At 55.2% G+C, this 25,086-nt stretch carries 18 protein-coding genes and 1 pseudogene; 15 read left to right on the top strand and 4 right to left on the bottom strand.

The genetic code is table 11. From position 1 onward, the window contains the following. The first annotated feature begins 10 nt into the window (after positions 1 to 10). The 3 genes from TU76_RS20685 (at position 11) to TU76_RS20675 (ending at position 5,244) form a co-directional block, all read left to right on the top strand. Positions 11 to 1,792, top strand: coding sequence for an ABC transporter ATP-binding protein (locus tag TU76_RS20685; protein ID WP_173667425.1), 1,782 nt, complete (start codon positions 11 to 13; stop codon positions 1,790 to 1,792). Between the two features lie 160 nt (positions 1,793 to 1,952). Continuing rightward, on the top strand, positions 1,953 to 4,412 hold the full coding sequence (locus tag TU76_RS20680; protein WP_019826796.1) for an EAL domain-containing protein: 2,460 nt from the start codon (positions 1,953 to 1,955) through the stop codon (positions 4,410 to 4,412). A 46-nt stretch (positions 4,413 to 4,458) separates the two neighbouring features. Continuing rightward, positions 4,459 to 5,244, top strand: coding sequence for an iron-containing redox enzyme family protein (locus TU76_RS20675; protein WP_019826794.1), 786 nt, complete (start codon positions 4,459 to 4,461; stop codon positions 5,242 to 5,244). An 81-nt stretch (positions 5,245 to 5,325) separates the two neighbouring features. On the opposite strand, the gene TU76_RS20670 is transcribed toward TU76_RS20675, so the two are convergent. The 4 genes from TU76_RS20670 to TU76_RS20655 form a co-directional block, all read right to left on the bottom strand. Beyond that, positions 5,326 to 6,066: a YciK family oxidoreductase gene (locus TU76_RS20670; protein ID WP_048352431.1), complete on the bottom strand. Its 741-nt coding sequence runs from the start codon at positions 6,064 to 6,066 to the stop codon at positions 5,326 to 5,328. A 42-nt stretch (positions 6,067 to 6,108) separates the two neighbouring features. Continuing rightward, positions 6,109 to 6,780: an N-acetylmuramic acid 6-phosphate phosphatase MupP gene (gene mupP / locus TU76_RS20665; RefSeq protein WP_019826790.1), complete on the bottom strand. Its 672-nt coding sequence runs from the start codon at positions 6,778 to 6,780 to the stop codon at positions 6,109 to 6,111. A gap of 3 nt (positions 6,781 to 6,783) precedes the next feature. Further along, positions 6,784 to 7,482, bottom strand: a complete 699-nt coding sequence (gene ubiG, locus TU76_RS20660; protein WP_019826788.1) for a bifunctional 2-polyprenyl-6-hydroxyphenol methylase/3-demethylubiquinol 3-O-methyltransferase UbiG — start codon at positions 7,480 to 7,482, stop codon at positions 6,784 to 6,786. A gap of 63 nt (positions 7,483 to 7,545) precedes the next feature. After that, positions 7,546 to 8,877, bottom strand: a complete 1,332-nt coding sequence (locus TU76_RS20655) for a TRZ/ATZ family hydrolase (protein ID WP_048352430.1) — start codon at positions 8,875 to 8,877, stop codon at positions 7,546 to 7,548. 107 nt (positions 8,878 to 8,984) lie between these two features. Here TU76_RS20655 and mtnA point away from each other — a divergent pair, with 107 nt between their 5' ends. The 12 genes and pseudogenes from mtnA (at position 8,985) to rfbA (ending at position 25,084) form a co-directional block, all read left to right on the top strand. Next, entirely contained in the window at positions 8,985 to 10,061 is a 1,077-nt protein-coding gene (mtnA, locus tag TU76_RS20650) for an S-methyl-5-thioribose-1-phosphate isomerase (protein WP_019826785.1), read from the top strand. Between the two features lie 400 nt (positions 10,062 to 10,461). Next, on the top strand, positions 10,462 to 13,125 hold the full coding sequence (gene gyrA / locus TU76_RS20645; RefSeq protein WP_046809987.1) for a DNA gyrase subunit A: 2,664 nt from the start codon (positions 10,462 to 10,464) through the stop codon (positions 13,123 to 13,125). A gap of 216 nt (positions 13,126 to 13,341) precedes the next feature. Continuing rightward, a complete protein-coding gene (gene serC / locus TU76_RS20640; protein ID WP_019826781.1) occupies positions 13,342 to 14,427 on the top strand; it encodes a 3-phosphoserine/phosphohydroxythreonine transaminase in 1,086 nt (361 codons plus the stop codon). Further along, on the top strand, positions 14,427 to 15,521 hold the full coding sequence (gene pheA, locus TU76_RS20635; RefSeq protein ID WP_016780245.1) for a prephenate dehydratase: 1,095 nt from the start codon (positions 14,427 to 14,429) through the stop codon (positions 15,519 to 15,521). The genes serC and pheA overlap by 1 nt, the downstream gene beginning before the upstream one ends. 11 nt (positions 15,522 to 15,532) lie before the next feature. Then, the gene (hisC, locus tag TU76_RS20630; protein WP_019826778.1) at positions 15,533 to 16,645 is read left to right on the top strand and encodes a histidinol-phosphate transaminase; all 1,113 of its coding nucleotides are present in this window, start codon (positions 15,533 to 15,535) and stop codon (positions 16,643 to 16,645) included. Positions 16,646 to 16,649: 4 nt separating this feature from the next. Then, the gene (locus tag TU76_RS20625) at positions 16,650 to 18,881 is read left to right on the top strand and encodes a bifunctional prephenate dehydrogenase/3-phosphoshikimate 1-carboxyvinyltransferase (RefSeq protein ID WP_048352429.1); all 2,232 of its coding nucleotides are present in this window, start codon (positions 16,650 to 16,652) and stop codon (positions 18,879 to 18,881) included. After that, on the top strand, positions 18,881 to 19,564 hold the full coding sequence (gene cmk, locus TU76_RS20620; protein ID WP_019826776.1) for a (d)CMP kinase: 684 nt from the start codon (positions 18,881 to 18,883) through the stop codon (positions 19,562 to 19,564). Before TU76_RS20625 ends, cmk begins: the two co-directional genes overlap by 1 nt. 126 nt (positions 19,565 to 19,690) lie before the next feature. After that, positions 19,691 to 21,385 carry a 30S ribosomal protein S1 gene (gene rpsA / locus TU76_RS20615; RefSeq protein WP_019826775.1) on the top strand — a complete coding sequence of 565 codons (1,695 nt, stop codon included), beginning with the start codon at positions 19,691 to 19,693 and terminating at the stop codon, positions 21,383 to 21,385. Positions 21,386 to 21,722: 337 nt separating this feature from the next. Then, positions 21,723 to 22,023: pseudogene (ihfB, locus tag TU76_RS24940) on the top strand (integration host factor subunit beta). 24 nt (positions 22,024 to 22,047) lie between these two features. Continuing rightward, a complete protein-coding gene (locus tag TU76_RS20610) occupies positions 22,048 to 22,299 on the top strand; it encodes a lipopolysaccharide assembly protein LapA domain-containing protein (protein WP_019826773.1) in 252 nt (83 codons plus the stop codon). A gap of 1,212 nt (positions 22,300 to 23,511) precedes the next feature. After that, positions 23,512 to 24,033: a transcription/translation regulatory transformer protein RfaH gene (gene rfaH, locus TU76_RS20600; RefSeq protein ID WP_401370919.1), complete on the top strand. Its 522-nt coding sequence runs from the start codon at positions 23,512 to 23,514 to the stop codon at positions 24,031 to 24,033. Positions 24,034 to 24,196: 163 nt separating this feature from the next. Beyond that, on the top strand, positions 24,197 to 25,084 hold the full coding sequence (rfbA, locus tag TU76_RS20595; protein WP_048352427.1) for a glucose-1-phosphate thymidylyltransferase RfbA: 888 nt from the start codon (positions 24,197 to 24,199) through the stop codon (positions 25,082 to 25,084). The last annotated feature ends 2 nt before the right edge of the window (positions 25,085 to 25,086 follow it).

Here is a 25,086-nt window from a genome sequence, read left to right as displayed (position 1 = left end):
CTCGTCCCCGGTGACGGATCGCCTGACCTGGGCTGAAATCCGTCGTCTGGCCTTGCGCCACAAAAAAGCACTGTGGATTGCTAACGGCGTGGCCGTGCTGGCTACGTTGTGCAGCGTTCCCATCCCTTTGCTTCTGCCTTTGCTGGTGGACGAAGTGCTGCTGGGTAACGGTGATGCAGCGCTGAAAATCATGAACCATTGGCTACCGGCTGCCTGGCAAGGTGCGGCGGGGTACATTGGCCTCATGCTGGCCATTACCCTGATGCTGCGCTGTGGGGCGCTTTTGTTTAACGTCCTGCAGGCCCGGCTGTTTTCGCGTCTGGCCAAGGACATTGTGTTTCGCATTCGCCTGCGGCTGATTGAGCGCTTGAAGCGAATATCAATGGCTGAGTATGAAAACCTCGGCAGCGGGACCGTGACCACGCATCTGGTCACCGATCTCGAAACCCTCGACAAGTTTGTCGGCGAAACCTTGAGTCGCTTTTTGGTGGCCATGCTCACGCTGGTGGGCACTTCGGCGATTTTGCTGTGGATGCACTGGCAACTGGCCCTGCTTATCTTGCTGTTCAACCCGCCGGTGATCTACGCCACGGTGCAGCTGGGCAAGCGGGTCAAACACCTGAAAAAACTCGAAAACGACAGCACGGCGCGTTTCACTCAAGCATTGAGCGAGACACTGGACGCCATTCAGGAGGTACGAGCGGGTAACCGCCAGGGCTTTTTCCTCGGTCGTCTGGGGTTGCGTGCGCGGGAGGTTCGGGACTTTGCCGTGGCTTCGCAATGGAAGAGCGATGCCTCAAATCGTGCCAGCGGATTGCTGTTCCAGTTTGGTATCGATATTTTTCGCGCTGCCGCGATGCTCACGGTGCTGTTTTCGGATTTGTCGATTGGCCAGATGCTCGCAGTGTTCAGCTACTTGTGGTTCATGATCGGGCCCGTTGAACAGTTGCTTAATTTGCAATATGCCTTTTACGCCGCCGATGGTGCCGTCACGCGAATCAACCAGTTACTGGCGCGCAGCGACGAGCCGCAATATCCCGGAGGCGTTAATCCGTTTCTGGGGCGTCAGACCGTTGGCATTGAAGTGCGTGACCTGAGCTTCAGCTATGGGGATGAAAAGGTACTGGATCATCTGAACCTGACCATCGCTGCGGGAGAAAAGGTAGCGATTGTAGGCACCAGCGGCGGCGGCAAGAGTACCTTGGTGCAATTGCTGCTGGGCCTGTATACGCCGCAGTCGGGGAGCATTCACTTTGCAGAGGCGAGTCAGCCAGAAATAGGCCTGCAGACCATTCGTGAACATGTCGCGGTGGTGCTGCAACATCCGTCGTTGTTTAACGATACCGTGCGCGCCAATCTGACAATGGGCCGCGAGCGAACGGATGAGGCGTGCTGGCATGCTCTGGAAATCGCGCAGCTCGATGGCACTATTCGTACGCTGCCTCAAGGGTTGGACAGCATCGTTGGGCGCTCAGGCGTGCGATTGTCGGGTGGTCAGCGCCAGCGTCTGGCGATTGCGCGGATGGTGCTGGCCGAGCCCAAGGTGGTGATTCTGGACGAGGCGACCAGCGCCCTGGATGCCGCCACCGAATACAACTTGCATCACGCTTTGGGAAAATTCTTGAGTGGTCGTACTACTTTAATCATCGCTCATCGTTTGTCTGCGGTAAAACAAGCAGACAGGGTGCTGGTGTTTGATGGCGGCTGCATTGCCGAAGAGGGTGATCACCAGCAATTGATCGCAGAGGGAGGGCTTTACGCCAAACTTTACGGGCATCTGCAACAGACTTGATACAGGCGGTTGTCGTTTAAGGGTGGGGGGCTGCCCAGGTTCGGATTTTTGTCGGTTTGGGGCAATACGGACTGCTCAAGTTTTTGAAAATTGGCCTAGGCTGATTTGTAGTGAGATTTTCTCTCTGGTTTTCATCTGACGCCATGAAGCAAGGAAACTCATGAAACTTAAACGCCCCCATGGGACGCCACGCTTGTTGGGCATTGTTTGGCCCTTTATTGCCGTCGTGCTTTTCCAGGCGCTATTGGGGTGCGTGAGTCTGTATATGCTCTCTGCGGTGCGCAGTTACGTGGGGGGCGAAAGTTTGTGGTCCAAGGGTCAAAAAGACGCCATCTACTTCCTCCACTTGTATTCCGATACGCAAGACCCTGTTTACTTCAGAAAATTTCAGCAGGCAATAAGTGTCCCTCAAGGCGGTCACACACTACGGCTTGCGATGGATCAATCTCCCCCTGATGTAGTCTCTGCCCGTGAAGGCATTCTGCAAGGTGGCAACAGCGAGCAAGATGTCTCCAGCATCATTTGGTTCTATCGATACTTTCGTAACGTCAGTTATATGAAAACGGCCATCGAGAAGTGGACCCAGGGTGATGCTTATCTGATTCAGCTCGATGAACTGGCTCAAGAAATGCATCGCGCATTGCTTGAGGGTCAGGCCAGCGAAGCGGACGTAAAACGCTGGGAGGACAATATATTTGCCATCAACGAAGGAATTGCCCCCGCAGCCAAGGCCTTCAGCGATGCTCTGGGTGAAGGCTCACGTTTTATCTGGCAGTTGCTGGTAGCCATCAATCTAGCCACGGCGCTGGGGCTGATTCTTCTGGTGCTCATACGAACTCATAAAGTGCTGGCTCAGAGCCGTGCATTTGCTGAAGCGCTGCAGCTGGAAAAAGAGCGGGCACAAATCACGCTTCAGTCCATTGGCGACGGGGTCATAACGACCGACGTGAATGGTGCTATTGCCTACTTGAATCCGGCGGCGGAGCAACTGACCCAATGGAAGTCCGAGCAGGCACAAGGCGTTACCCTGGCGGCGTTGTTCAAGTTGCTGGATGACAATGATCAGGATGACGGTTTGAAGCTGATTGAACGTATTCTCAGCGGCCAGCTGGGCAACAATCGCGAGCATTCCAGGCAGATTCAACGAATGGACGGCAGTACCGTCGCGGTCACGCTGGTGGGGGCGCCAATCCTTCACGCCGGGGAGGTGAGCGGCGCGGTGCTGGTGCTGCATGACATGACCCAGGAGCGTCAATACATCGCCAATCTATCCTGGCAGGCAACCCACGATGCACTTACCGGTTTGGCCAATCGCCGTGAGTTCGAATACCGCCTTGAGTTGGTACTGAAGAATCTGGGCCGACAACAGGGCCGGCATGCACTCATGTTTCTCGATCTGGATCAGTTCAAGCTGGTTAATGACACCTGCGGTCATGCGGCAGGTGACGAGTTGCTACGTCACATATGTGTGCTGCTGCGAACCGGATTGCGCGAAGGCGACACCCTGGCGAGATTGGGAGGGGATGAGTTCGGCATTTTGCTGGAAAACTGTCCGGTCGACATGGCGGAAAAAATAGCGGGAGGCTTGCGCCAATCGGTGCAAAGTCTGCATTTCGCCTGGAAGGGGCGACCGTTCATGAGCACCATCAGCATTGGTCTGGTCCACATCCATCAAGCCCCCGTGACCCTGGAGGCATTGATGCGTGCTGCAGATATGGCCTGTTACATGGCCAAGGAAAAGGGCCGTAATCGGGTACAGGTTTACCAGGTGGATGACACTGAGCTGTCTTTGCGTTTTGGAGAGATGGCCTGGGTGCAGCGCCTGCACGTAGCCCTGGAAGAGAACCACTTCAGACTGTATTCACAAGAAATCACTCCCTTGGGGGGGGCTCAGGAAGGCAGTGGGCACATTGAAATCCTGTTGCGATTGAAGGACGAGAGCGGGCGAATGGTTCTGCCTGACAGTTTTATTCCTGCCGCCGAGCGTTATGGTTTGATGAGCTCGATAGATCGCTGGGTGGTCGAAAATGTATTCAGGATCATTTCTGAATGTTCGGCCCAGTCGGGCGGGCGCCCCATGGCGATGTGCGCCATCAACTTGTCAGGCTCGACCATAGGGGATGACGATTTCCTGGCATTTCTGCACGAACAATTTGAATGTTACGCAGTGTCGCCCACGCTTATCTGCTTTGAAATTACCGAAACCAGCGCCATTGCAAACTTGGGCAGTGCGATTCGATTTATTAATGATCTCAAGGCGTTGGGTTGTCATTTTTCGTTAGATGACTTTTGTGCCGGTATGTCTTCGTTTGCTTACTTGAAACATTTGCCCGTCGATTTTTTGAAAATTGACGGCAGCTTCGTCAAAGACATGTTGGATGACCCTATCAACCGGGCCATGGTTGAAGTTATTAATCATATTGGCCATGTCATGGGAAAACGCACCATTGCCGAGTTTGTTGAAAGTACGCAAATAGAGCAGGCGTTGATTGAAATCGGAGTTGATTATGCGCAGGGCTATATAGTTCAGCGCCCGCAGCTGTTTACCTTTGACAGTTTATTACAGCGCCCTGTGCGTTCCAGATCGTTGACATTGAAGTCGCCGGGAACTTTACGTTGATATGTTGTACCTTTTCTAAAGTCTCTTCTCAAAAAGGATTTGGATTGTGATTACTGTATTTAACCGAACAGGGCCTCTCATGGAAGAGGCCAGTTATCCACAGTGGGCGCAGCAGTTGATTCGCGATTGCAGCGAGAGTAAACGCCGTGCTGTGGGGCATGAAATATATAAACGCATGCGTGATAACACGCTAAGTCCCCGGGCCATGCGAACGTACCTGATAGGCGGCTGGCCGGTCGTTGAGCAGTTTTCGTTGTACATGGGGCGTAACCTGGGGAAAACCCGTTATGGGCGTCACCCGGGTGAGGACATGGCGCGTCGCTGGTTGATCCGCAATATCCGCGTCGAACTCAATCATGCCGATTACTGGGTGTACTGGGCTCGGGCGCATGGCGTGAGCCTTGAAGAATTGAACGCGCAAGACATTCCCGCTGAATTCCAGGCATTGAACGATTGGTGCTGGCATACCTGCGCGACGGACTCACTGGCGGTCGCTATGGCGGCGACCAATTACGCCATTGAAGGTGCGGTGGGTGAGTGGGCGGCGGCAGTGTGCTCAAAGAATATCTACGAAGAGTCGTTCCCGCTGGAGGGGCGCAAGCGCACGATGAAATGGCTCAAGATGCATGCTCAGTATGATGACGAGCATCCTTGGGAAGCGCTGGAAATCGTGTGTACCTTGGCCGGGATGAACCCGAGCGAGGAGTTGATCGACGACCTGCGCAAGGCGATTTGCAAGAGTTACGACTACATGTACCTGTTTTTGCAAAGTTGTTTGCAGCTCGACACAGCACCGGCTGTGCGTGTGCGCCGGGAGCTGGTTGAGAGCTAAAGGCCCAGTCTGAGATTCCATGTGTAAAAAAAACCGCAGGCTGCATTCACACGCAGGCTGCGGTTTTTGTTTGTTGACCTGTTACTGAGCGTCGAAGGCCTGGCCGTTGATGCCGGTGCTGTCCGGGCCCATCAGGTACAGATAAACCGGCATGATTGCGTGCGGTTCCGGGTTGTTTTCAGGGTTCTCGCCCGGGTATGCCAGGGCGCGCATGCTGGTACGGGTCGCGCCGGGGTTGATGCTGTTGGAGCGTACCGGGGCGACGGCGTCGACTTCGTCGGCCAGGGTTTGCATCAGGCCTTCGGTGGCAAACTTCGATACGCCATAAGCGCCCCAGTAGGCGCGGCCTTTGCGACCGACGCTGCTGGAGGTGAAGATCACCGAGGCGTCCTGGGAAAGCTTGAGCAGTGGTAGCAGGGTGCTGGTGAGCATGAACATGGCATTGACGTTTATGTGCATCACGCGCATGAAGTTCTCGCCTGACAACTGCTCCAGCGGCGTGCGCGGACCAATGATCGAAGCGTTGTGCAGCAGACCGTCAAGATGGCCGAACTCGTTCTCGATCATGGCAGCCAGTTCATCGAACTGATGGGGCTGCGCGGTTTCGAGATTAAACGGGATGACGACTGGTTTAGGATGGCCAGCGGCTTCGATTTCATCGTAAACCTGGCTCAGGTTGGCCTCGGTCTTGCCCAGCAGCAGTACGGTCGCGCCGTGTGCTGCGTAAGTTTTGGCGGCCGCAGCGCCAATGCCACGACCAGCGCCGGTGACCAGAATGACCCGATCCTGAAGCAGGTTGGGGCGGGCGGAATAATCAAACATATAAAACCTCAACAAAAAACGAAGATCGTCAGCGGGCGCTTTTCAGCAACTGCACATCGCGTTATCCAGCACTTTGCGCAACTCGCTCGGGTGATCGACTACCACGTCGGCACCCCAGTGGTCGGGGTTGTCATCGGGGTGGATGTAACCAAAGCGCACGGCAGCAGTTTTGGTTCCGGCGTCCCGTCCGGACTCAATATCGCGCAGGTCGTCACCGACAAACAGGACGCTGGCCGGGTCTAGGTCCAGCATTTTGCAGGCCAGGATAAGCGGCTCGGGGTCAGGTTTGCTGTGGGTGACGTGATCCGGGCAGATCAGCAGGGCCGAACGTTGCGCCAGGCCCAGTCGCTCCATGATCGGCTGGGCAAAACGTACAGGCTTATTGGTGACGACGCCCCACACCAGATGCGCTTTTTCGATATCGGCCAGCAACTCTTCCATGCCATCAAACAGCTTGGTGTGCACCGCGCAATCGAGCTGGTAGCGCTCAAGGAACTCCTGGCGCAATTCTTCGAAGCCTGGCGCCAGCGGGTCCATGCTGAACGTCGCTGCTACCATGGCACGCGCCCCCCCGGAAATTTCGTCGCGTATCAGCTTGTCGGCGATGGGGGGCAGGTCGCGGTCTGCCCGCATGGCCTGACAGATCGCGATAAAGTCCGGCGCGGTGTCGAGCAGGGTGCCGTCCATGTCAAAAAGAACTGCTCTTAAACGCATGTGTTACTCCTCGCGAAGGGTCTGGATCATGTAGTTGACGTCAACATCGGCGGCCAGTTTGTAGTGCTTGGTCAGCGGGTTGTAAGTCAGGCCGATGATGTCCTTGACGCTCAGGCCGGCCTGACGGCTCCAGGCACCCAGTTCGGAAGGGCGGATGAACTTCTTGAAGTCGTGGGTCCCGCGGGGGATCAGCTTCATGATGTATTCAGCGCCGATGATCGCGAACAGATAGGATTTAGGGTTGCGGTTGATGGTCGAGAAAAATACCTGGCCGCCGGGTTTGACCATGCGGTAGCAGGCGCGAATCACTGAGGCAGGATCAGGAACGTGTTCCAGCATTTCGAGGCAGGTGACCACATCGAACTGCTCTGGCATTTCGACGGCCAGGTCTTCGGCGGTGATCTGGCGGTATTCAACACTCACGCCAGATTCAAGCTGATGCAGTTGCGCCACGGCTAATGGTGCTTCGCCCATATCGATGCCCATCACGGTTGCGCCGCGCTGAGCCATGGACTCGCTGAGAATGCCGCCTCCGCAACCTACATCGAGGACTTTTTTGCCTGCCAGTTGCACGCGCTCATCAATCCAGTTGACGCGCAGCGGGTTGATATCGTGCAGCGGCTTGAACTCGCTTTCACGGTCCCACCAGCGATGGGCGAGCGCTTCGAATTTGGCGATCTCGGCGTGGTCAACGTTGCTCATGGGTAAATCCTCTAAAGCCTAATAATCTGGTAAAGCTCCGGGCGCAGGCCCGAAGGTACTGAATCAATGAGTATGGCCGCTTATGCGTTCGCCCCAGGACCTGGCTGTTGCGCCGAGCTGTTGCTCGTCCAGTCGGGTCAGGCGCCGATCATCCAGCAGGTGTTTGCCTGCAACCCACAGGTGTTTCACGCAATCGCGGCCAGTGGCGTAAATCAGCTGTGAGACGGGGTCATAGATCGGTTGTTGGGCCATTCCGCTGAGGTCAAATGCAACCAGGTCAGCGGCTTTTCCGACTTCGATAGAGCCGGTGTCGCTTTCAATGCCCAAGGCGCGAGCGCCATTGAGCGTTGCCATGCGCAGAGCGCGGTGTGCGTCCAGCGCAGTGGCCGAGCCCGCGACAGCTTTGGCCAGCAAGGCTGCCGTGCGGGTTTCACCAAGCAGGTCGAGGTCATTGTTGCTGGCGGCGCCGTCGGTGCCGATCGCCACATTGACCCCAGCTTGCCACAAGCGCTCTACCGGGCAGAAGCCGCTGGCCAGTTTCAGGTTGGACTCAGGACAATGAATCACGCTGGAGTTGCTTTCTACCAGCATAGCCAGGTCGTCATCGCTGATCTGGGTCATGTGCACCGCCTGGAAGCGCGGGCTCAGCAAGCCCAGACGCGCGAGGCGGGCGATGGGGCGCTCGGCATGCTGTTCGACGGCCTGATGCACTTCAAAGGCGGTTTCGTGGACGTGCATATGAATGGCGGCGTCCAGTTCATCGGCGATCACCCGGATTTTTTCCAGATTTTCGTCGCCGACGGTGTAGGGCGCATGGGGGCCAAAAGCAATTTTGATCCGCGGGTGAAACTTCAGGTCAGCGAACAGTTCGACCGCCTGCCGCAGGGATTCGTCTGGGTTGCTGGCGCCGGGAATCGGGAAGTCGAGAATCGGGATTGCGATTTGCGCACGAATGCCGCTCTTGTGGACACACTCACTGGCGATTTTCGGGAAAAAATACATGTCGCTGAAGCAGGTGATGCCGCCCTTGAGTTGCTCGGCGATCGCCAGGTTGGTGCCGTCGCGCACGAAGTCTTCATCGACCCACTTGGCCTCGGCGGGCCAGATGTGCTGCTCCAGCCAGGTCATCAGTGGAAGGTCATCAGCCATGCCGCGGAACAATGTCATCGCCGCGTGGCCGTGGGCATTGATCAGTCCCGGACTGAGCAGCATGTCAGGCAGCTCTCGGGTTTCGGTGGCCGTGAACTTAAGGGCTTGCTGGCGCGGACCTATGAAAACAATGCGACCGTCCTTAATGCCAACGCCGTGCTCCTTGAGTACGACACCGGCCGGCTCTACAGGCACCAGCCAGGTGGGTAGCAGCAATAAGTCCAGGGGGGTGGTCGGGGTCGGCATCGAAAACAGTTTCCAGTGCGTTGCAAAAGGAGGCGAAGTATACCCGAGCGTCTTAAGGGTGGGCTCGCTATAATCGGCAGCTTTGTTTCTGGGTGATGGGGTAAGGCATGCGCGATCGACTGTTGGCTGCGGAAAAGGTTAAGGCCATCGATTGGCGGGACGACGCCCTGTATCTGCTGGATCAACGCAGCTTGCCCCTTGAAGAGAACTGGCTGGCGTACACCCGTGTTGAGGGTGTAGCTCAAGCGATTCGCGATATGGTCGTGCGGGGTGCCCCGGTGATTGGTATCGCCGCGGCCTACGGTGTAGTGCTGGCTGCCCGTGTGCGCAAGGCGCAGGGTGGTGACTGGTTGGCTGCGCTCGAGGAGGATTTCACCCTGCTGGCAGACTCGCGTCCTACCGCGGGGAATCTGTTTTGGGCGTTGAATCGCATGCGTGACCGGCTGGCCCGTGCCAAAACCCGTATAGATGTCTTGCAGGTGCTTGAAGCCGAGGCTGTCGCCATTCAAGAGAGTGATCGTGAAGCCAACCTGACGATGGCGCAGTTGGGGGTCGATGTGATCCGCCGCCATCAAGGCAATGCGCAGGCTGTACTGACCCACTGCAACACCGGTGCGTTGGCCACCGGTGGTTTTGGTACGGCGCTGGGGGTGATCCGGGCTGCCTGGCTGGAGGGCATGATCGAGCAGGTGTATGTCGACGAAACCCGGCCCTGGTTGCAAGGCTCGCGCCTGACCGCGTGGGAGCTGGCCAATGAGGGTATTCCGGTGGTACTCAATGTGGATGCCGCGGCGGCACACATTATGAAAACTAAAGGCCTGACCTGGGTGATTGTGGGGGCTGACCGAATTGCGGCCAACGGCGATGTGGCAAACAAGATAGGTACCTACCAGCTGGCGGTTAATGCCATGCACCATGGCGTGCGCTTTATGGTCGTGGCCCCCAGCTCGACGATCGATATGGAGCTGGCCTCGGGTGATGACATTCCTATTGAAGAGCGTGACAGCAGCGAAGTGCTGGAAGTGGGTGGCAAGCGGGTGGGTGCCGATGTGCCGGCATTCAATCCGGTCTTTGATGTGACGCCTGCGGACCTTATCGATGTTCTCATTACCGAGAAGGGCGTGGTTGAGCGTCCGGATGCGGCAAAAATGGCTCAATTGATGTGCCGCAAGCGGTTGCATTGAGGCGCTAGCCTGTAGCCGCGGGTGCAGGGCCCAGGCCGTGTCCGGTTATACGACTGCTTTGCAGTCGGACGTAGCCTCGCGCTGCCCATCAACTGCTACGAAACCTTGCGTTCTTTTGTAGTATTCAGGCACTCAAATCCCCTTCAGAGCCCCTCTGAGCCCCTTCAGGCCGACACGCGTCATTCCATGCGCATCTGAGGGATAGGTGCGTGGCGGCGATTGTGATAACATTCGGCGGTTTCCAGGGTAGCCCGCAAGGGTTGCCCTTACTGCGCAAATCCGTGACATAACTTGTTGATTTGTCGTAAGTCGTTGCGTGGCACGTGGCCAGCGGCGGCGAGCTTCGTTCGTCCCGAATGGATGTGGCGAAGTTTCACCCGAAAAAGGAATCAGGCTTCTCATGGGCGAACTGGCCAAAGAAATCCTCCCGGTCAATATCGAAGACGAGCTGAAACAGTCCTACCTCGACTACGCGATGAGCGTAATTGTCGGGCGAGCACTGCCTGATGCACGCGATGGCTTGAAGCCCGTGCACCGGCGTGTGCTGTTTGCGATGAGCGAACTGAACAACGACTGGAACAAGCCGTACAAGAAATCTGCCCGTGTGGTCGGTGACGTAATCGGTAAGTATCACCCGCACGGTGATACCGCTGTTTATGACACCATCGTTCGAATGGCTCAGCCATTCTCCCTGCGCTACCTGTTGGTAGACGGTCAGGGCAACTTCGGTTCGGTCGACGGCGATAATGCGGCTGCGATGCGATATACCGAAGTGCGCATGACCAAGTTGGCCCACGAACTACTGGCCGACTTGCACAAGGAAACCGTGGATTGGGTGCCGAACTACGACGGCACGGAAATGATCCCGGCCGTCATGCCGACGCGAATTCCCAATTTGTTGGTCAACGGTTCCAGCGGTATCGCTGTGGGCATGGCCACCAACATTCCCCCGCACAACCTGGGTGAAGTCATCGACGGTTGCCTGGCGCTGATCGATAACCCGGAGTTGAGCATTGATGAGCTGATGCAGTTCATTCCGGGCCCGGACTTCCCAACCGCTGCGATCATTAACGGTCGCGCCGGCATCATCGAAGCCTATCGCACCGGTCGTGGCCGTATTTACATGCGCGCCCGCTCGATGATCGAAGACATCGACAAGGTCGGTGGTCGTCAGCAGATAGTGATCACTGAACTTCCTTACCAGTTGAACAAGGCGCGTTTGATCGAAAAGATCGCCGAGCTGGTTAAAGAGAAGAAGCTCGAAGGTATCACCGAGCTGCGCGACGAGTCTGATAAAGACGGTATGCGTGTCGTGATCGAACTGCGCCGCGGTGAAGTGCCTGAGGTTATCCTTAATAACCTCTACGCCCAGACCCAGTTGCAAAGTGTTTTCGGTATCAACATCGTTGCGCTGATCGACGGCCGTCCACGCATCCTTAACCTCAAGGATCTGCTGGAAGCGTTCGTTCGTCACCGCCGTGAAGTAGTTACCCGCCGTACTGTTTTCGAACTGCGCAAAGCCCGTGAACGTGGTCATATTCTTGAGGGACAGGCGGTTGCCCTGTCCAACATCGACCCGGTCATCGCGCTGATCAAGGCCTCGCCAACCCCGTCTGAAGCCAAGGAAGCTCTCATCAGCACGCCTTGGGAGTCGAGTGCGGTAGTAGCCATGGTTGAGCGTGCCGGTGCCGATTCGTGCCGCCCCGACAACCTTGATCCGCAATATGGCCTGCGCGAAGGCAAGTACTTCCTGTCGCCAGAGCAGGCTCAGGCGATTCTTGAATTGCGCCTGCACCGTTTGACCGGCCTTGAGCACGAGAAGCTACTGGCCGAGTACCAGGAAATCCTCAACCAGATCGGTGAGCTGATCCGCATCCTGAACAGCGCCGAGCGCTTGATGGAAGTGATCCGTGAGGAACTGGAAGTCATTCGTGCTGAATACGGCGATGTGCGCCGTACTGAAATCCTGGATCACCGTCTTGACCTGACACTGGGTGACATGATTCCGGAAGAAGAGCGTGTTGTAACCATTTCCCATGGTGGCTATGCCAAGACCCAGCCGTTGGCTGCGTATCAGGCCCAGCGTCGTGGCGGTAAAGGTAAATCGGCTACTGGCGTCAAGGATGAGGATTACATCGCTCATCTGCTGGTCGCCAACAGTCACACCACGCTGCTGCTGTTCTCCAGCAAAGGCAAGGTGTACTGGCTCAAGACGTATGAAATCCCTGAAGCGTCCCGCGCGGCCCGTGGTCGTCCGCTGGTCAACCTGTTGCCGCTGGGTGAGGGTGAGTACATCACCACCATGCTGCCGGTTGAGGAATACACCGAAGGTCACTTCATCTTTATGGCAACCGCTAACGGTACCGTGAAGAAGACCCCGCTGGAATCCTTCAGCCGTCAGCGCAGCGTTGGCTTGATCGCGCTGGAACTGGACGAAGGCGACGTGCTGATCAGCGCTGCGATCACCGATGGTGAGCGCGAAGTCATGCTGTTCTCCGACGGTGGCAAGGTGACACGTTTCAAAGAGTCCGATGTACGTGCCATGGGCCGTACTGCTCGCGGCGTGCGCGGCATGCGTCTGCCAGAAGGTCAGAAGCTGATTTCGATGCTGATCCCTGAAGAAGGTAGCCAGATCCTCACCGCTTCGGCGCGTGGTTATGGCAAGCGCACGGCGATCAGTGAGTTCCCTGAATACAAGCGTGGCGGTCAAGGCGTTATCGCCATGGTCAGCAACGATCGTAACGGCCGTCTGGTCGGTGCGGTTCAGGTGCAGGACGGCGAAGAGATCATGCTCATCTCCGATCAGGGCACTCTGGTGCGTACCCGTGTCGACGAAGTGTCGAGCCTGGGTCGTAACACTCAGGGCGTCACCTTGATCAAGCTTGCCAGTGATGAAACGCTGGTAGGGCTTGAGCGGGTTCAGGAACCTTCGGAAGTTGAAGGTGAAGAGCTTGAAGGTGAGGGTGAAGGCGGTGCAGAGTTCGACGGTGAGGCCATCATCGATGGCGTTGACGACGAGCAGCCGCTAGAGGCTGGCGCTGACGAAGAAGAGCCGCAGCAATAAGCGGACACACAGGGGGGCGGATGAGAATTCGCCCCCTTGTTGTATGTCCAGAATGAAAGTTCGTGACACTGTGGGGGCGAGCCTGCTCGCGATGGCATCAGTGCGGTATATCAGATAGACATTACTGCCTGTATCGCGAGCAAGCCCGCTTCTACAAATAACAATGTGTCGAGTGTTGATTTATTGCGTGACCACCAAATCAGAGTGAGAGTGGAAGTGAGCAAACGAGCCTATAACTTCTGCGCAGGTCCTGCTGCGCTACCTGAAGCTGTCCTGTTGCGTGCCCAGTCCGAGTTGCTCGACTGGCATGGCAAGGGCCTCTCGGTCATGGAGATGAGCCATCGCAGCGATGAGTTCGTATCCATTGCGACCAAGGCTGAGCAGGATTTGCGTGACCTGCTGTCTATTCCCTCGAACTACAAAGTCCTGTTTCTGCAAGGCGGCGCAAGCCAGCAATTTGCTCAGATTCCGCTGAATCTGCTGCCTGAAAATGGCAAGGCGGATTACATCGATACCGGTATCTGGTCTCAGAAGGCCATTGAAGAAGGTTCGCGTTTCGGTCACATCAACGTGGCAGCCAGCGCCAAGCCTTACGATTACTTTGCGATTCCCGGTCAGAACGAGTGGAACCTGTCCAAAGACGCGGCCTACGTTCACTACGCGCCAAACGAAACCATTGGCGGTCTGGAGTTCGACTGGATTCCGCAAACGGGCGATGTGCCACTGGTCGCAGACATGTCCTCGGACATTCTGTCGCGTCCGGTAGATGTTTCCCGTTTCGGCATGATCTACGCAGGCGCCCAGAAAAACATTGGTCCGAGCGGCATCGTGGTGAACATCATTCGTGAGGACCTACTGGGTCGTGCGCGTTCGATCTGCCCGACCATGCTCGATTACAAGGTCGCAGCCGACAACGGCTCGATGTACAACACGCCGCCAACGCTGGCTTGGTACTTGTCCGGCCTGGTGTTCGAGTGGCTGAAAGAGCAGGGTGGTGTTGAGGCTATCGGCAAGCTTAATGAAGTCAAAAAGCGCACCCTGTACGACTTCATCGACGCTAGTGGTCTGTACAGTAATCCGATCAATGTGTCTGACCGGTCCTGGATGAACGTCCCGTTCCGTCTGGCGGATGATCGTCTGGACAAGCCATTCCTGGTGGGTGCCGAGGCGCGTGGGCTGCTGAACCTCAAAGGGCATCGCTCGGTGGGTGGGATGCGTGCTTCGATCTATAACGCTGTGGATATCAATGCGGTTAATGCGTTGGTGGCTTACATGGCAGAGTTCGAAAAGGAACACGGCTAATGTCCGAACAAGAACTCAAGGCGCTACGACTGCGCATCGACAGCCTGGACGAAAAGGTTCTGGAGCTGATCAGCGAGCGCGCGCGCTGCGCCCAGGAAGTGGCGCGAGTCAAAATGGCTTCGTTGGCTGAAGGCGAAGTGCCGGTATTTTACCGGCCTGAGCGTGAGGCTCAGGTGCTCAAGCGCGTCATGGAGCGTAATAAAGGCCCGTTGGGCAACGAAGAGATGGCGCGACTGTTTCGCGAAATTATGTCTTCTTGCCTGGCGTTGGAGCAGCCACTGAAAGTGGCTTATCTCGGCCCGGAAGGCACCTTTACCCAAGCCGCCGCGATGAAGCACTTTGGTCATGCGGTCATCAGCAAACCAATGGCCGCCATTGATGAAGTGTTCCGTGAAGTTGCAGCGGGTGCGGTGAATTTTGGTGTGGTGCCGGTGGAAAACTCCACCGAAGGCGCGGTCAACCACACGCTCGACAGCTTCCTTGAGCATGACATGGTGATCTGTGGCGAAGTCGAGCTGCGTATCCACCACCACCTGCTGGTGGGTGAAAATACCAAGACTGACAGTATCAGCCGTATCTACTCCCATGCGCAGTCGCTGGCTCAGTGTCGCAAGTGGCTGGATGCGCATTACCCGAATGTCGAGCGTATTGCGGTGTCGAGCAATGCCGAGGCTGCCAAGCGGGTTAAGGGGGAGTGGAACTCTGCCGCGATTGCAGGCGATATGGCTGCAGGGCTGTATGGTTTGACCCGGCTTGCCGAAAAAATTGAAGATCGTCCGGATAACTCCACGCGGTTCTTGATGATCGGCAGTCAGGAAGTCCCGCCTACCGGCGACGACAAGACTTCAATCATTGTTTCGATGAGCAACCGTCCTGGTGCGCTGCATGAATTGTTGGTTCCGTTTCATGAAAACGGGATCGACCTGACGCGCATTGAGACGCGTCCTTCGCGTAGCGGTAAATGGACCTATGTGTTTTTTATCGACTTTGCTGGCCATCACCGCGACCCACTGGTTAAAAGTGTCCTGGAGCAAATCAGTCAAGAAGCTGTAGCGCTTAAAGTGTTGGGTTCTTACCCGAAAGCGGTTCTCTGAGGCGATAAAACATGAGCGGTGATTTCCTCGCCCTGGCACAGCCGGGCGTGCAACAACTTTCGCCTTACGTCCCGGGAAAGCCTGTGGATGAGCTGGCGCGTGAACTGGATCTTGATCCGGCCACAATTGTTAAGCTAGCCAGTAACGAAAATCCTTTGGGTGCGAGCCCCAAGGCGCTCGAAGCCATTCGCACCGAGTTGGCAGAGCTGACACGCTATCCGGATGGCAATGGTTTTGCGCTCAAGAGCCTGCTGGCTGAACTGTGCTCAGTGCAGCTGGATCAGGTAACGCTGGGCAATGGTTCGAACGATATTCTGGAGCTGGTGGCTCGTGCTTATCTGGCGCCAGGCCTGAACGCCGTATTCAGTGAGCACGCGTTTGCGGTCTATCCGATCGTTACCCAGGCAGTGGGCGCGCAGGCACGGGTCGTACCGGCCAAGGATTGGGGGCATGACTTGCCTGCCATGCTTGGCGCTATCGACAGCAATACCCGTGTGGTGTTCATTGCCAACCCGAACAACCCGACCGGAACCTGGTTTGGCGTCGATGCGCTGAACGAGTTCTTGCAGGATGTTCCCGAGCACGTCCTCGTGGTGCTGGACGAAGCCTATATCGAGTACGCCCAAGGCGGTGATCTGCCGGACGGTCTGGAGTTTTTGTCGGCGTATCCCAACTTGCTCGTTTCGCGCACGTTCTCCAAGGCTTATGGTCTGGCCGCCCTGCGAGTGGGTTACGGCCTGTCGACTGCAGTGGTTGCTGACGTGCTGAATCGCGTCCGTCAGCCATTCAACGTCAACAGCCTGGCTTTGGCCGCCGCGTGTGCGGCCCTGAAAGATACGGATTACCTGACTCAAAGCCGACGGCTAAATGAGGCCGGGATGCAGCAGTTGCAGGACGGATTTCGGGAGTTGGGCTTGGGCTGGATTCCATCCAAGGGCAACTTCATCGCTCTGGACCTCGGTCGTGAGGCGGCTCCCGTCTATCAGGGGTTGTTGCGCGAAGGGGTGATCGTGCGTCCGGTCGCCAACTACGGCATGCCGAACCATTTGCGTATCACTATTGGTTTGCCGGCGGAGAATATCCGTTTGCTTGAGGCGCTGGCCAAGGTTCTTGCTCGTGGTTGATGTAATGTCTGTGCAATCTGTTAAACCTGTTATCGGTCGCTTGGTCGTTGTCGGCCTGGGCCTGATTGGCGGTTCTTTCGCCAAAGGGATGCGTGAGAGCGGTTTGTGCGCGCAAGTCGTCGGTGTTGATCTTGATCCCGAGTCCTGTGCCATGGCTGTGGCGTTGGGCGTGGTCGATCGTTGTGAGGCGGATCTGGCAACTGCCTGTGTAGGCGCTGACGTGATTCAGTTGGCGGTACCGATTCTGGCCATGGAGAAAATGCTTGGCCTTTTGGCTGGCATGGACCTTGGTCAGGCAGTGATCACGGATGTGGGCAGCGCCAAGGGCAATGTCGTGCGTGCTGCCGCACATGCATTTGGTGGTATGCCCGCGCGTTTCGTCCCGGGTCACCCTATTGCCGGCTCTGAGCAAAGCGGTGTCGAGGCCTCGAACGCCAGCTTGTTTGAGCGCCACAAGGTTATTTTGACGCCTGTGGCCCAAACCGATGCTGATGCGCTGGCCCTGGTCGATGAAATGTGGCGCGCCCTGGGTGCAGATGTTGAGCATATGCAGGTCGAGCGCCATGACGAGGTGTTGGCTGCAACCAGCCATTTGCCTCACTTGCTTGCTTTCGGGCTGGTGGACTCTCTTGCCAAGCGCAACGAGAATCTGGATATCTTCCGTTACGCAGCGGGTGGCTTCCGTGATTTCACAAGAATCGCGGGTAGCGACCCGGTAATGTGGCATGACATTTTTCTCGCGAATCGTGAGGCGGTGCTGCGCACATTGGATACATTTCGCAGTGATCTCGACGCTTTGCGCGACGCGGTCGATGCAGGGGATGGGCATCAATTGTTGGGCGTCTTTACACGCGCCCGGGTTGCCCGCGAGCATTTCAGTAAAATCCTGGCCCGCCGGGCATATGTGGACGCTATGAATTCCAACGATCTGATTTTTTTGGCAAATCCTGGTGGTCAAGTTACTGGCCGGATCCGCGTACCAGGCGACAAATCCATTTCTCACCGCTCGATCATGCTCGGCTCCTTGGCCGAAGGCACAACCGAGGTGGAAGGTTTCCTTGAGGGTGAAGATGCCCTGGCAACGCTGCAAGCATTCCGCGATATGGGAGTGGTCATTGAAGGCCCCCACCATGGTCGTGTGACCATTCATGGAGTTGGCCTGCATGGCTTGAAAGCTCCGCCGGGCCCCATTTATCTGGGGAACTCGGGTACTTCGATGCGTCTGTTGTCTGGCCTGCTGGCCGCGCAAAGCTTTGATACTACCCTGACCGGTGACGCTTCCCTGACCAAGCGGCCTATGAATCGTGTAGCCAACCCACTGCGCGAAATGGGCGCCGTGATCGAGACCGCAGCTGAAGGTCGTCCGCCAATGACTATCCGCGGTGGTCACGCTCTGAAAGGCATGAGCTACACCTTGCCGATGGCCAGTGCTCAGGTTAAGTCTTGCCTGTTGCTGGCGGGCCTGTACGCAGAAGGCAAGACTTCGGTCACCGAGCCTGCGCCGACTCGCGATCACACCGAGCGCATGCTGCAAGGTTTCGGCTACCCGGTTACGGTTGATGGTCCTACTGCTTCGGTTGAGTCGGGCCATAAGCTGACCGCGACACATATTGAAGTGCCGGGCGATATTTCGTCGTCGGCGTTCTTCCTGGTGGCTGCTTCGATCGCCGAAGGCTCGGATCTGCTGCTTGAGCACGTAGGTATCAATCCCACCCGTACTGGCGTTATCGACATTTTGCGTCTCATGGGGGCCGATATCACCCTTGAGAATCAGCGGGAGGTGGGCGGTGAGCCAGTAGCTGATCTGCGTGTGCGTGCCGCCAAGCTGAAAGGGATCGAAATTCCTGAAGAGTTGGTGCCGTTGGCGATTGATGAGTTCCCGGTGCTGTTCGTGGCGGCTGCGGTTGCCGAGGGTCGTACGATCCTGCGTGGCGCAGAAGAGTTGCGGGTCAAGGAGTCTGATCGGATTCAGGTGATGGCGGATGGTTTGCTGGCGCTGGGTGTGAAGTGCGAGCCGACACCAGATGGCATCATCATTGATGGCGGCACTATCGGTGGCGGTGAGGTTCATGGTCACGGCGATCACCGTATTGCGATGGCCTTTAGCGTGGCGTCGTTGCGTGCGACCGCTCCAATACGTATTCACGACTGCGCTAACGTGGCGACCTCGTTCCCGAACTTCCTTGCGCTGTGCAAGCAAGTGGGTATGCGTGTAGCTGAAGAGGCGAACTCGTGATGGTTTCGGCACCGGTCATTACCATCGACGGTCCTAGCGGTTCCGGTAAAGGTACGGTTGCCGGGATCCTGGCCAAGCGCCTGGGGTGGAACTTGCTGGATTCCGGTGCCTTGTACCGCTTGCTGGCGTTTGCTGCAGGTAATCACGGTGTTGCACTCGACAATGAGGCGCTACTGGAAAAATTGGCGGCGCATCTTGATGTGCAGTTCGTCGGGGCGACCGACGGCAAGCCAGCTCGCATCATTCTGGAGGGTGATGAGGTGACTCACGCCATTCGCAGTGAGGCGGTTGCAGCTGGGGCCTCGAAAGTCGCGGCTTTGCCGGCTGTTCGGGATGCTTTATTGCAGCGACAGCGTGCTTTTCAGGAGTTTCCAGGCCTGGTTGCCGATGGTCGTGACATGGGCACGGTGGTATTTCCTGATGCCCCGTTGAAGATTTTTCTGACGGCTAGCGCTGAAGAGAGAGCCCGTCGCCGTTACTTGCAGTTGAAGGCGAAGGGCGATGATGTTAGTCTCTCGGGTCTGCTAGATGAGATTCGTGCCCGCGATGAGCGTGATACGCAGCGTGCAATAGCCCCGCTAAAACCGGCGGCTGATGCCATACAGCTGGACTCTACGGAGTTATCCATCGAGCAGGTGCTGGAACGCATCATGAGTGAAATCGCACTTCGCGATATTGCCTGATGACCAAGAAAGCGTGCAGGAGACCAGAAATAGTCCTGCGTGCCTTCTTTTATATAAACGTAACCCACATTGTCTGGAATGTGGCAGATGGGCGTATTCCTTCGCCCTTGATCAACAGGAATTAAAATGAGCGAAAGCTTTGCAGAACTCTTTGAAGAAAGCCTAAAAACCCTGAATCTTCAGGCTGGCTCGATCATCACCGCTATCATCGTTGATATCGATTACCAAGCTGGTTGGGTTACCGTTCACGCTGGTTTGAAGTCTGAAGGCCTCATCCCGCTGGAGCAGTTCCACAACGACGCTGGCGAACTGAACATCAACATCGGTGATGAAGTTCACGTTGCGCTGGACGCGGTCGAAGACGGCTTTGGCGAAACCAAGCTGTCCCGTGAAAAAGCCAAGCGCGCTGAATGCTGGATCGTTCTGGAAGCAGCCTTCGCAGCAGAAGAAGTGGTCAAGGGCGTTATCAACGGTAAGGTTAAAGGCGGCTTCACTGTCGACGTTAACGGCATCCGTGCGTTCCTGCCAGGTTCTTTGGTTGATGTTCGTCCAGTGCGCGACACCACGCACCTGGAAGGCAAAGAGCTGGAATTCAAGGTCATCAAACTTGACCAGAAGCGCAACAACGTTGTTGTTTCGCGTCGCAGCGTTCTTGAAGCAGAGAACTCGGCTGAGCGTGAAGCTCTGCTGGAATCCTTGCAAGAAGGCCAGCAAGTTAAAGGTATCGTTAAAAACCTCACGGATTACGGCGCATTTGTCGATCTGGGCGGCGTCGATGGCCTGCTGCACATCACCGACATGGCTTGGAAGCGTATCAAGCATCCTTCCGAAATCGTCAACGTTGGCGACGAGATTGATGTCAAGGTTCTGAAATACGATCGCGAACGCAATCGTGTTTCCCTGGGCCTGAAGCAGCTGGGCGAAGATCCATGGGTTGCTATCAAAGCCCGTTACCCAGAAAGCACTCGTGTTACCGCTCGTGTAACTAACCTGACTGACTACGGCTGCTTCGCAGAGCTGGAAGAAGGCGTTGAAGGTCTGGTGCACGTTTCCGAAATGGACTGGACCAACAAAAACATCCACCCTTCGAAAGTCGTACAAGTCGGCGACGAAGTGGAAGTTATGGTTCTGGACATCGACGAAGAGCGTCGTCGCATCTCCTTGGGCATCAAGCAGTGCAAATCTAACCCATGGGAAGATTTCTCTGGCCAGTTCAACAAGGGCGATAAAATCTCCGGCACTATCAAGTCGATCACCGATTTCGGTATCTTCATTGGTCTTGACGGCGGCATCGACGGCCTGGTTCACCTGTCCGACATCTCCTGGAACGAAGTTGGCGAAGAAGCCGTACGTCGTTTCAAGAAGGGCGACGAGCTTGACACCGTTATCCTGTCTGTTGATCCAGAGCGTGAGCGCATCTCCCTGGGTATCAAGCAGCTGGAAAGCGATCCGTTCTCCGAGTACGTACAAGAGAACGACAAAGGCGCAATCGTTAAGGGCATCGTGAAAGAAGTTGACGCTAAAGGCGCCATCATCACTCTGGCCAACGATATCGAAGCTACTCTGAAAGCGTCCGAAATCAGCCGTGACCGCATCGAAGATGCACGTAACGTTCTGAAAGAAGGCGAAGAAGTAGAAGCCAAGATCATCAGCGTTGATCGCAAAAGCCGCGTAATCCAACTGTCCATCAAGTCGAAAGACGTTGAAGACGAGAAGGAAGCAATCCAGAGCCTGCGCGACAAGCCAGCTACCTCTGAGATCGCTGCTGGTCCGACCACTTTGGGCGACCTGCTGCGTGCACAAATGGAAAAACAGAACTAAGTTCTGATTGACCATTAAAAAGGGCGACTTCGGTCGCCCTTTTTTGTGCCTGCGATTTAAGTGCGGAAAATCCATTCATTCATGATTTCCTGTGTGGGCGCGGCTACTGGTCGCCCATGCGCTGGCCTAGGAAGAACGCGCGTATATGTCGCGCGAGCTGTGAGAGGTCCTGGAAGGGGGTTGTTGTCGACTATGGTTATGGCTTAAGCCTGATGGGTGTCTTGAGAGGGGGTCGATGTTTGCAAAGATAAGTCAATCCCTGGGCTGTTCAAAATCAATTGATCATGCTAAAACCTTTGAAGCGCTGATCTAGCTGCTTGAAAAAGAAGGGAAAAATATGACGAAGTCGGAGTTGATCGAACGAATTGTCACCCATCAAGGGCTGCTCTCATCCAAGGATGTAGAGTTGGCCATCAAGACTATGCTTGAACAAATGTCCCAATGCTTGGCGACCGGTGATCGGATCGAAATCCGTGGTTTTGGCAGCTTCTCGCTGCATTATCGAGCACCCCGCGTTGGTCGCAATCCTAAGACTGGCCAGTCAGTCAGTCAGTCTGGATGGAAAATTTGTTCCTCATTTCAAACCGGGCAAAGAGCTACGGGATCGAGTCAATGAAGATGAGGAAGACGACATTTAATCCTTCAGGGAACAGGAGTTGCCGATGCGTAGCGTCAAACGTGCAGTGTTAGTGGTGCTTGCCCTGATCATAATTTTCGGGATTGTGATCTTCATACTCGAAAACCAGCAGCCCACGGCATTGGTCTTTTTGGGTTGGCACACTGCTCAGCTGCCGCAATCGCTGTTTTTTATAGGTGCCTTGCTGGTAGGTATGGCGATTGGGCCGGCAATGGGTTTTTTGGCCTTCAGGCGCAAAGCTGCCAGATTAAAGCGCAAGGTGTTGGTCGAGTCCTGAGATCGCTTTAGAGGTCTCTCATAGGGTTAATATGAGAGGCTCTTGCGCGCTGACTGGTAAACGAAATTTAAGGTGCGCGATCAATATAAACGTGCAATACAAGATATTTCCTACAAGTTGACTGTATGTATTGTTAGGTGTCCTTGATTGAGTACCGGGAACCTTTTTTCTGGGTCTCAGGTGCTTGCTTTTGTGCTCAAGCGTTTCGCTTAATTGAGACTGTAATTTTTTAGTGATCAAGCAATCTTTATGTTCCAGCAGAACATTGTCTAATCAGGTGAGAATGCTCACCTTGTCCAAAGCTGCATGGCATCTCAAATAAACAATGCGAATGCAGTTCCGTGTGCCGTGGTAAGCGTGAATGTATGACTGACTTCGCCTAGGTTTCAGGCATACGTATTGACGGTCTTGCCGTAAATTAACAGAGCAAACTGGTAAATTTAGCGAATATTAATGGTCGGCGTGCGATATGGTTTTCCATCCGGTCGTCGCAAGCTGAGTCATATGAGTCATATTATCAAGTGGATACCTGCAAACCATGTGCTCATGGCTGCTATTCAATTGGCAGTGTTTGTCCCTGATCAGAGAGAGTAGCTAGAAAACGCAATTTACGCACAATACTCTGAGATCGTCGGAAACTCTGGACGCCTTTTGAACATTCGGCTTGTATCGGGGTAAGGGAGTAAGTGCACATTTCCTTGCCCTCGAAATTACTACTGGCGGGATATGAGCCAGTGGTCGCATAGTCAACTATACCTCAAGGTCAAGCTGAGTAACCGAAGGCATAATGTGGTCTTTACTGGCATTCAGGCATGAGGAACACCGGCGTGGCGATACAAAAGTATGGCCCGCAAGTCGGTTTTGTTGAAATGGGGGAGGAGCGCTGTATCATTCGTGCAGGCGATTGCACTTTTGGTGGTTGTTCAGCTATGCAGATCAGCATACGTGCGCAGTTTTGTCTCCGGATTTGGCAAATGACCGGGGCAGATACGTTTGATGTGTAGTGAAAGAGAAGCAAAACGAATTTTAGCTACAGAGCTAGCAGGGCTGTATAGATTGTACAAAAAATACGACGATGTATAAGCCACTGCGGGCTAATGGCCCTGCTGCGAATCAACCTCGTAGCGATGATCAGAACCCAATTGCGGCCATTGGCGCATGCGCTGCACGATGGTAAACACGGAAGAACCTATTAATGAATGACCCATGCACATGACAAGCAGCGCAGTAACCCAGGACCCCGTCGCATCCGGGCCCGGCGACTGGTATCTGGTGCAATGCAAGCCCAGGCAGGACGAGCGTGCAGAGGAAAACCTTCTGCGACAGGGCTATGAGTGCTCACGTCCCGCCTGCCGACGCGAACGACTGGTACGCGGCCAGATGCAGCACGTCCAGGAATCCCTCTTTCCGGGTTATCTTTTTATTCATATGCCTCAAGGTGCCAACTGGGCTCCCTTGCGTTCTACGCGCGGCGTAGCGCGTGTTGTCGCCTTTGGCGGCCGCCCCCTGGCTGTCAGTCATGAGTTGGTAGCGCAACTACAAGATCGTGCAGACAGCCACATCATCACCGCGTTTAAGCCCGGTGAAAAAGTCACCATTCTTGATCAAGGCTTTGCAGGCATTGAATCCATATTCATGACTATGGATGGCGAAGAAAGAGTTATTTTGCTTATCAATTTAATGAATCGTCAGCAACAGATCAGTTTGCCTTTGGCGAGTATCACTAACCGTTAAATAAAAAACTCTGGTCATGGCCGGGGCAAAAAAACAAAACGCGTTCTCAGGAAATTGACGATGAATCCTGGGGCGGTAGCGTGTTTTGTAAAAAAACGAATTCAGTCATCACCTGTATGAATGACAGGCGATGCACCCCAATAGTTAAGGAAGTGCTTTAACAATGACCTCCCTCAAACGCAAAGGCATCATCCTCGCTGGCGGTTCAGGTACGCGTCTGCATCCACTCACGCTGGGTGTGTCCAAGCAGATGCTGCCGATTTACGACAAGCCAATGATCTTCTATCCGCTGTCAGTACTGATGCTGGCGGGTATGCAAGAAATCTTGATCATCTCAACACCAGAAGATTTACCTTGCTTCAAAAAACTGCTGGGTGATGGTAGTCAATACGGTATTGAATTGAGCTACGCCGAGCAGCCTAGCCCCGATGGATTGGCACAAGCCTTTATCATTGGCGAAGAGTTCATTGGCAAAGATCCGGTCTGCTTGATCCTCGGCGACAACATATTTTACGGCCAGAATTTTTCTGGCAACCTGCGCTCCGCTATGTCCCAGGAAACAGGTGCCACCGTCTTTGGCTACCATGTTTCGGACCCGGAGCGTTTTGGTGTTGTTGAGTTTGATGGCACAGGCCGTGCACTGAGCATTGAAGAAAAGCCAGCAAAACCCAAGTCCAACTACGCGGTGACAGGGTTGTATTTCTACGATAATCAAGTGGTGGAAATTGCAAAAAATATCAAGCCATCTTCGCGGGGAGAGCTTGAAATTACTGACGTCAATCGCGCTTATCTTGAGCAAAACAGTCTGACGGTTGAAATGCTGGGACGTGGTTTCGCATGGCTGGATACCGGTACTCATGAGTCTTTGCTGGAGGCCAGTCACTTCGTGCATACCATCGAACAGCGTCAGGGCTTGAAAGTGGCTTGTTTGGAGGAAATTGCTTTCAATAAGGGGTGGATAACACCCGAAATGCTAGAGTTTCAGGGAAAGAAATTTGAAAAGACAGGATATGGACAGTATCTGTTGAATATGTTCTTGGAAGCTAAATAAAG

It is taken from the genome of Pseudomonas psychrophila, assembly GCF_001043005.1.
In the GTDB taxonomy this organism is placed as follows: domain Bacteria; phylum Pseudomonadota; class Gammaproteobacteria; order Pseudomonadales; family Pseudomonadaceae; genus Aquipseudomonas; species Aquipseudomonas psychrophila.
The sequence above is the reverse complement of the archived record's forward strand: the minus strand, read 5'-3'. Positions and strand labels throughout refer to the sequence as shown.

Coding starts and splice junctions, on each gene's coding strand:
- TU76_RS20655 (WP_048352430.1), bottom strand. CDS start 8,877: ATGCCGACCCCGACCACCCCCCTGGACTTATTGCTGCTACCCACCTGG.
- rfbA (WP_048352427.1), top strand. CDS start 24,197: ATGACCTCCCTCAAACGCAAAGGCATCATCCTCGCTGGCGGTTCAGGT.
- ubiG (WP_019826788.1), bottom strand. CDS start 7,482: ATGAGCAACGTTGACCACGCCGAGATCGCCAAATTCGAAGCGCTCGCC.
- gyrA (WP_046809987.1), top strand. CDS start 10,462: ATGGGCGAACTGGCCAAAGAAATCCTCCCGGTCAATATCGAAGACGAG.
- rpsA (WP_019826775.1), top strand. CDS start 19,691: ATGAGCGAAAGCTTTGCAGAACTCTTTGAAGAAAGCCTAAAAACCCTG.
- cmk (WP_019826776.1), top strand. CDS start 18,881: ATGGTTTCGGCACCGGTCATTACCATCGACGGTCCTAGCGGTTCCGGT.
- mupP (WP_019826790.1), bottom strand. CDS start 6,780: ATGCGTTTAAGAGCAGTTCTTTTTGACATGGACGGCACCCTGCTCGAC.
- TU76_RS20680 (WP_019826796.1), top strand. CDS start 1,953: ATGAAACTTAAACGCCCCCATGGGACGCCACGCTTGTTGGGCATTGTT.
- pheA (WP_016780245.1), top strand. CDS start 14,427: ATGTCCGAACAAGAACTCAAGGCGCTACGACTGCGCATCGACAGCCTG.
- rfaH (WP_401370919.1), top strand. CDS start 23,512: ATGACAAGCAGCGCAGTAACCCAGGACCCCGTCGCATCCGGGCCCGGC.
- hisC (WP_019826778.1), top strand. CDS start 15,533: ATGAGCGGTGATTTCCTCGCCCTGGCACAGCCGGGCGTGCAACAACTT.
- mtnA (WP_019826785.1), top strand. CDS start 8,985: ATGCGCGATCGACTGTTGGCTGCGGAAAAGGTTAAGGCCATCGATTGG.
- TU76_RS20670 (WP_048352431.1), bottom strand. CDS start 6,066: ATGTTTGATTATTCCGCCCGCCCCAACCTGCTTCAGGATCGGGTCATT.
- TU76_RS20625 (WP_048352429.1), top strand. CDS start 16,650: ATGTCTGTGCAATCTGTTAAACCTGTTATCGGTCGCTTGGTCGTTGTC.
- TU76_RS20610 (WP_019826773.1), top strand. CDS start 22,048: ATGCGTAGCGTCAAACGTGCAGTGTTAGTGGTGCTTGCCCTGATCATA.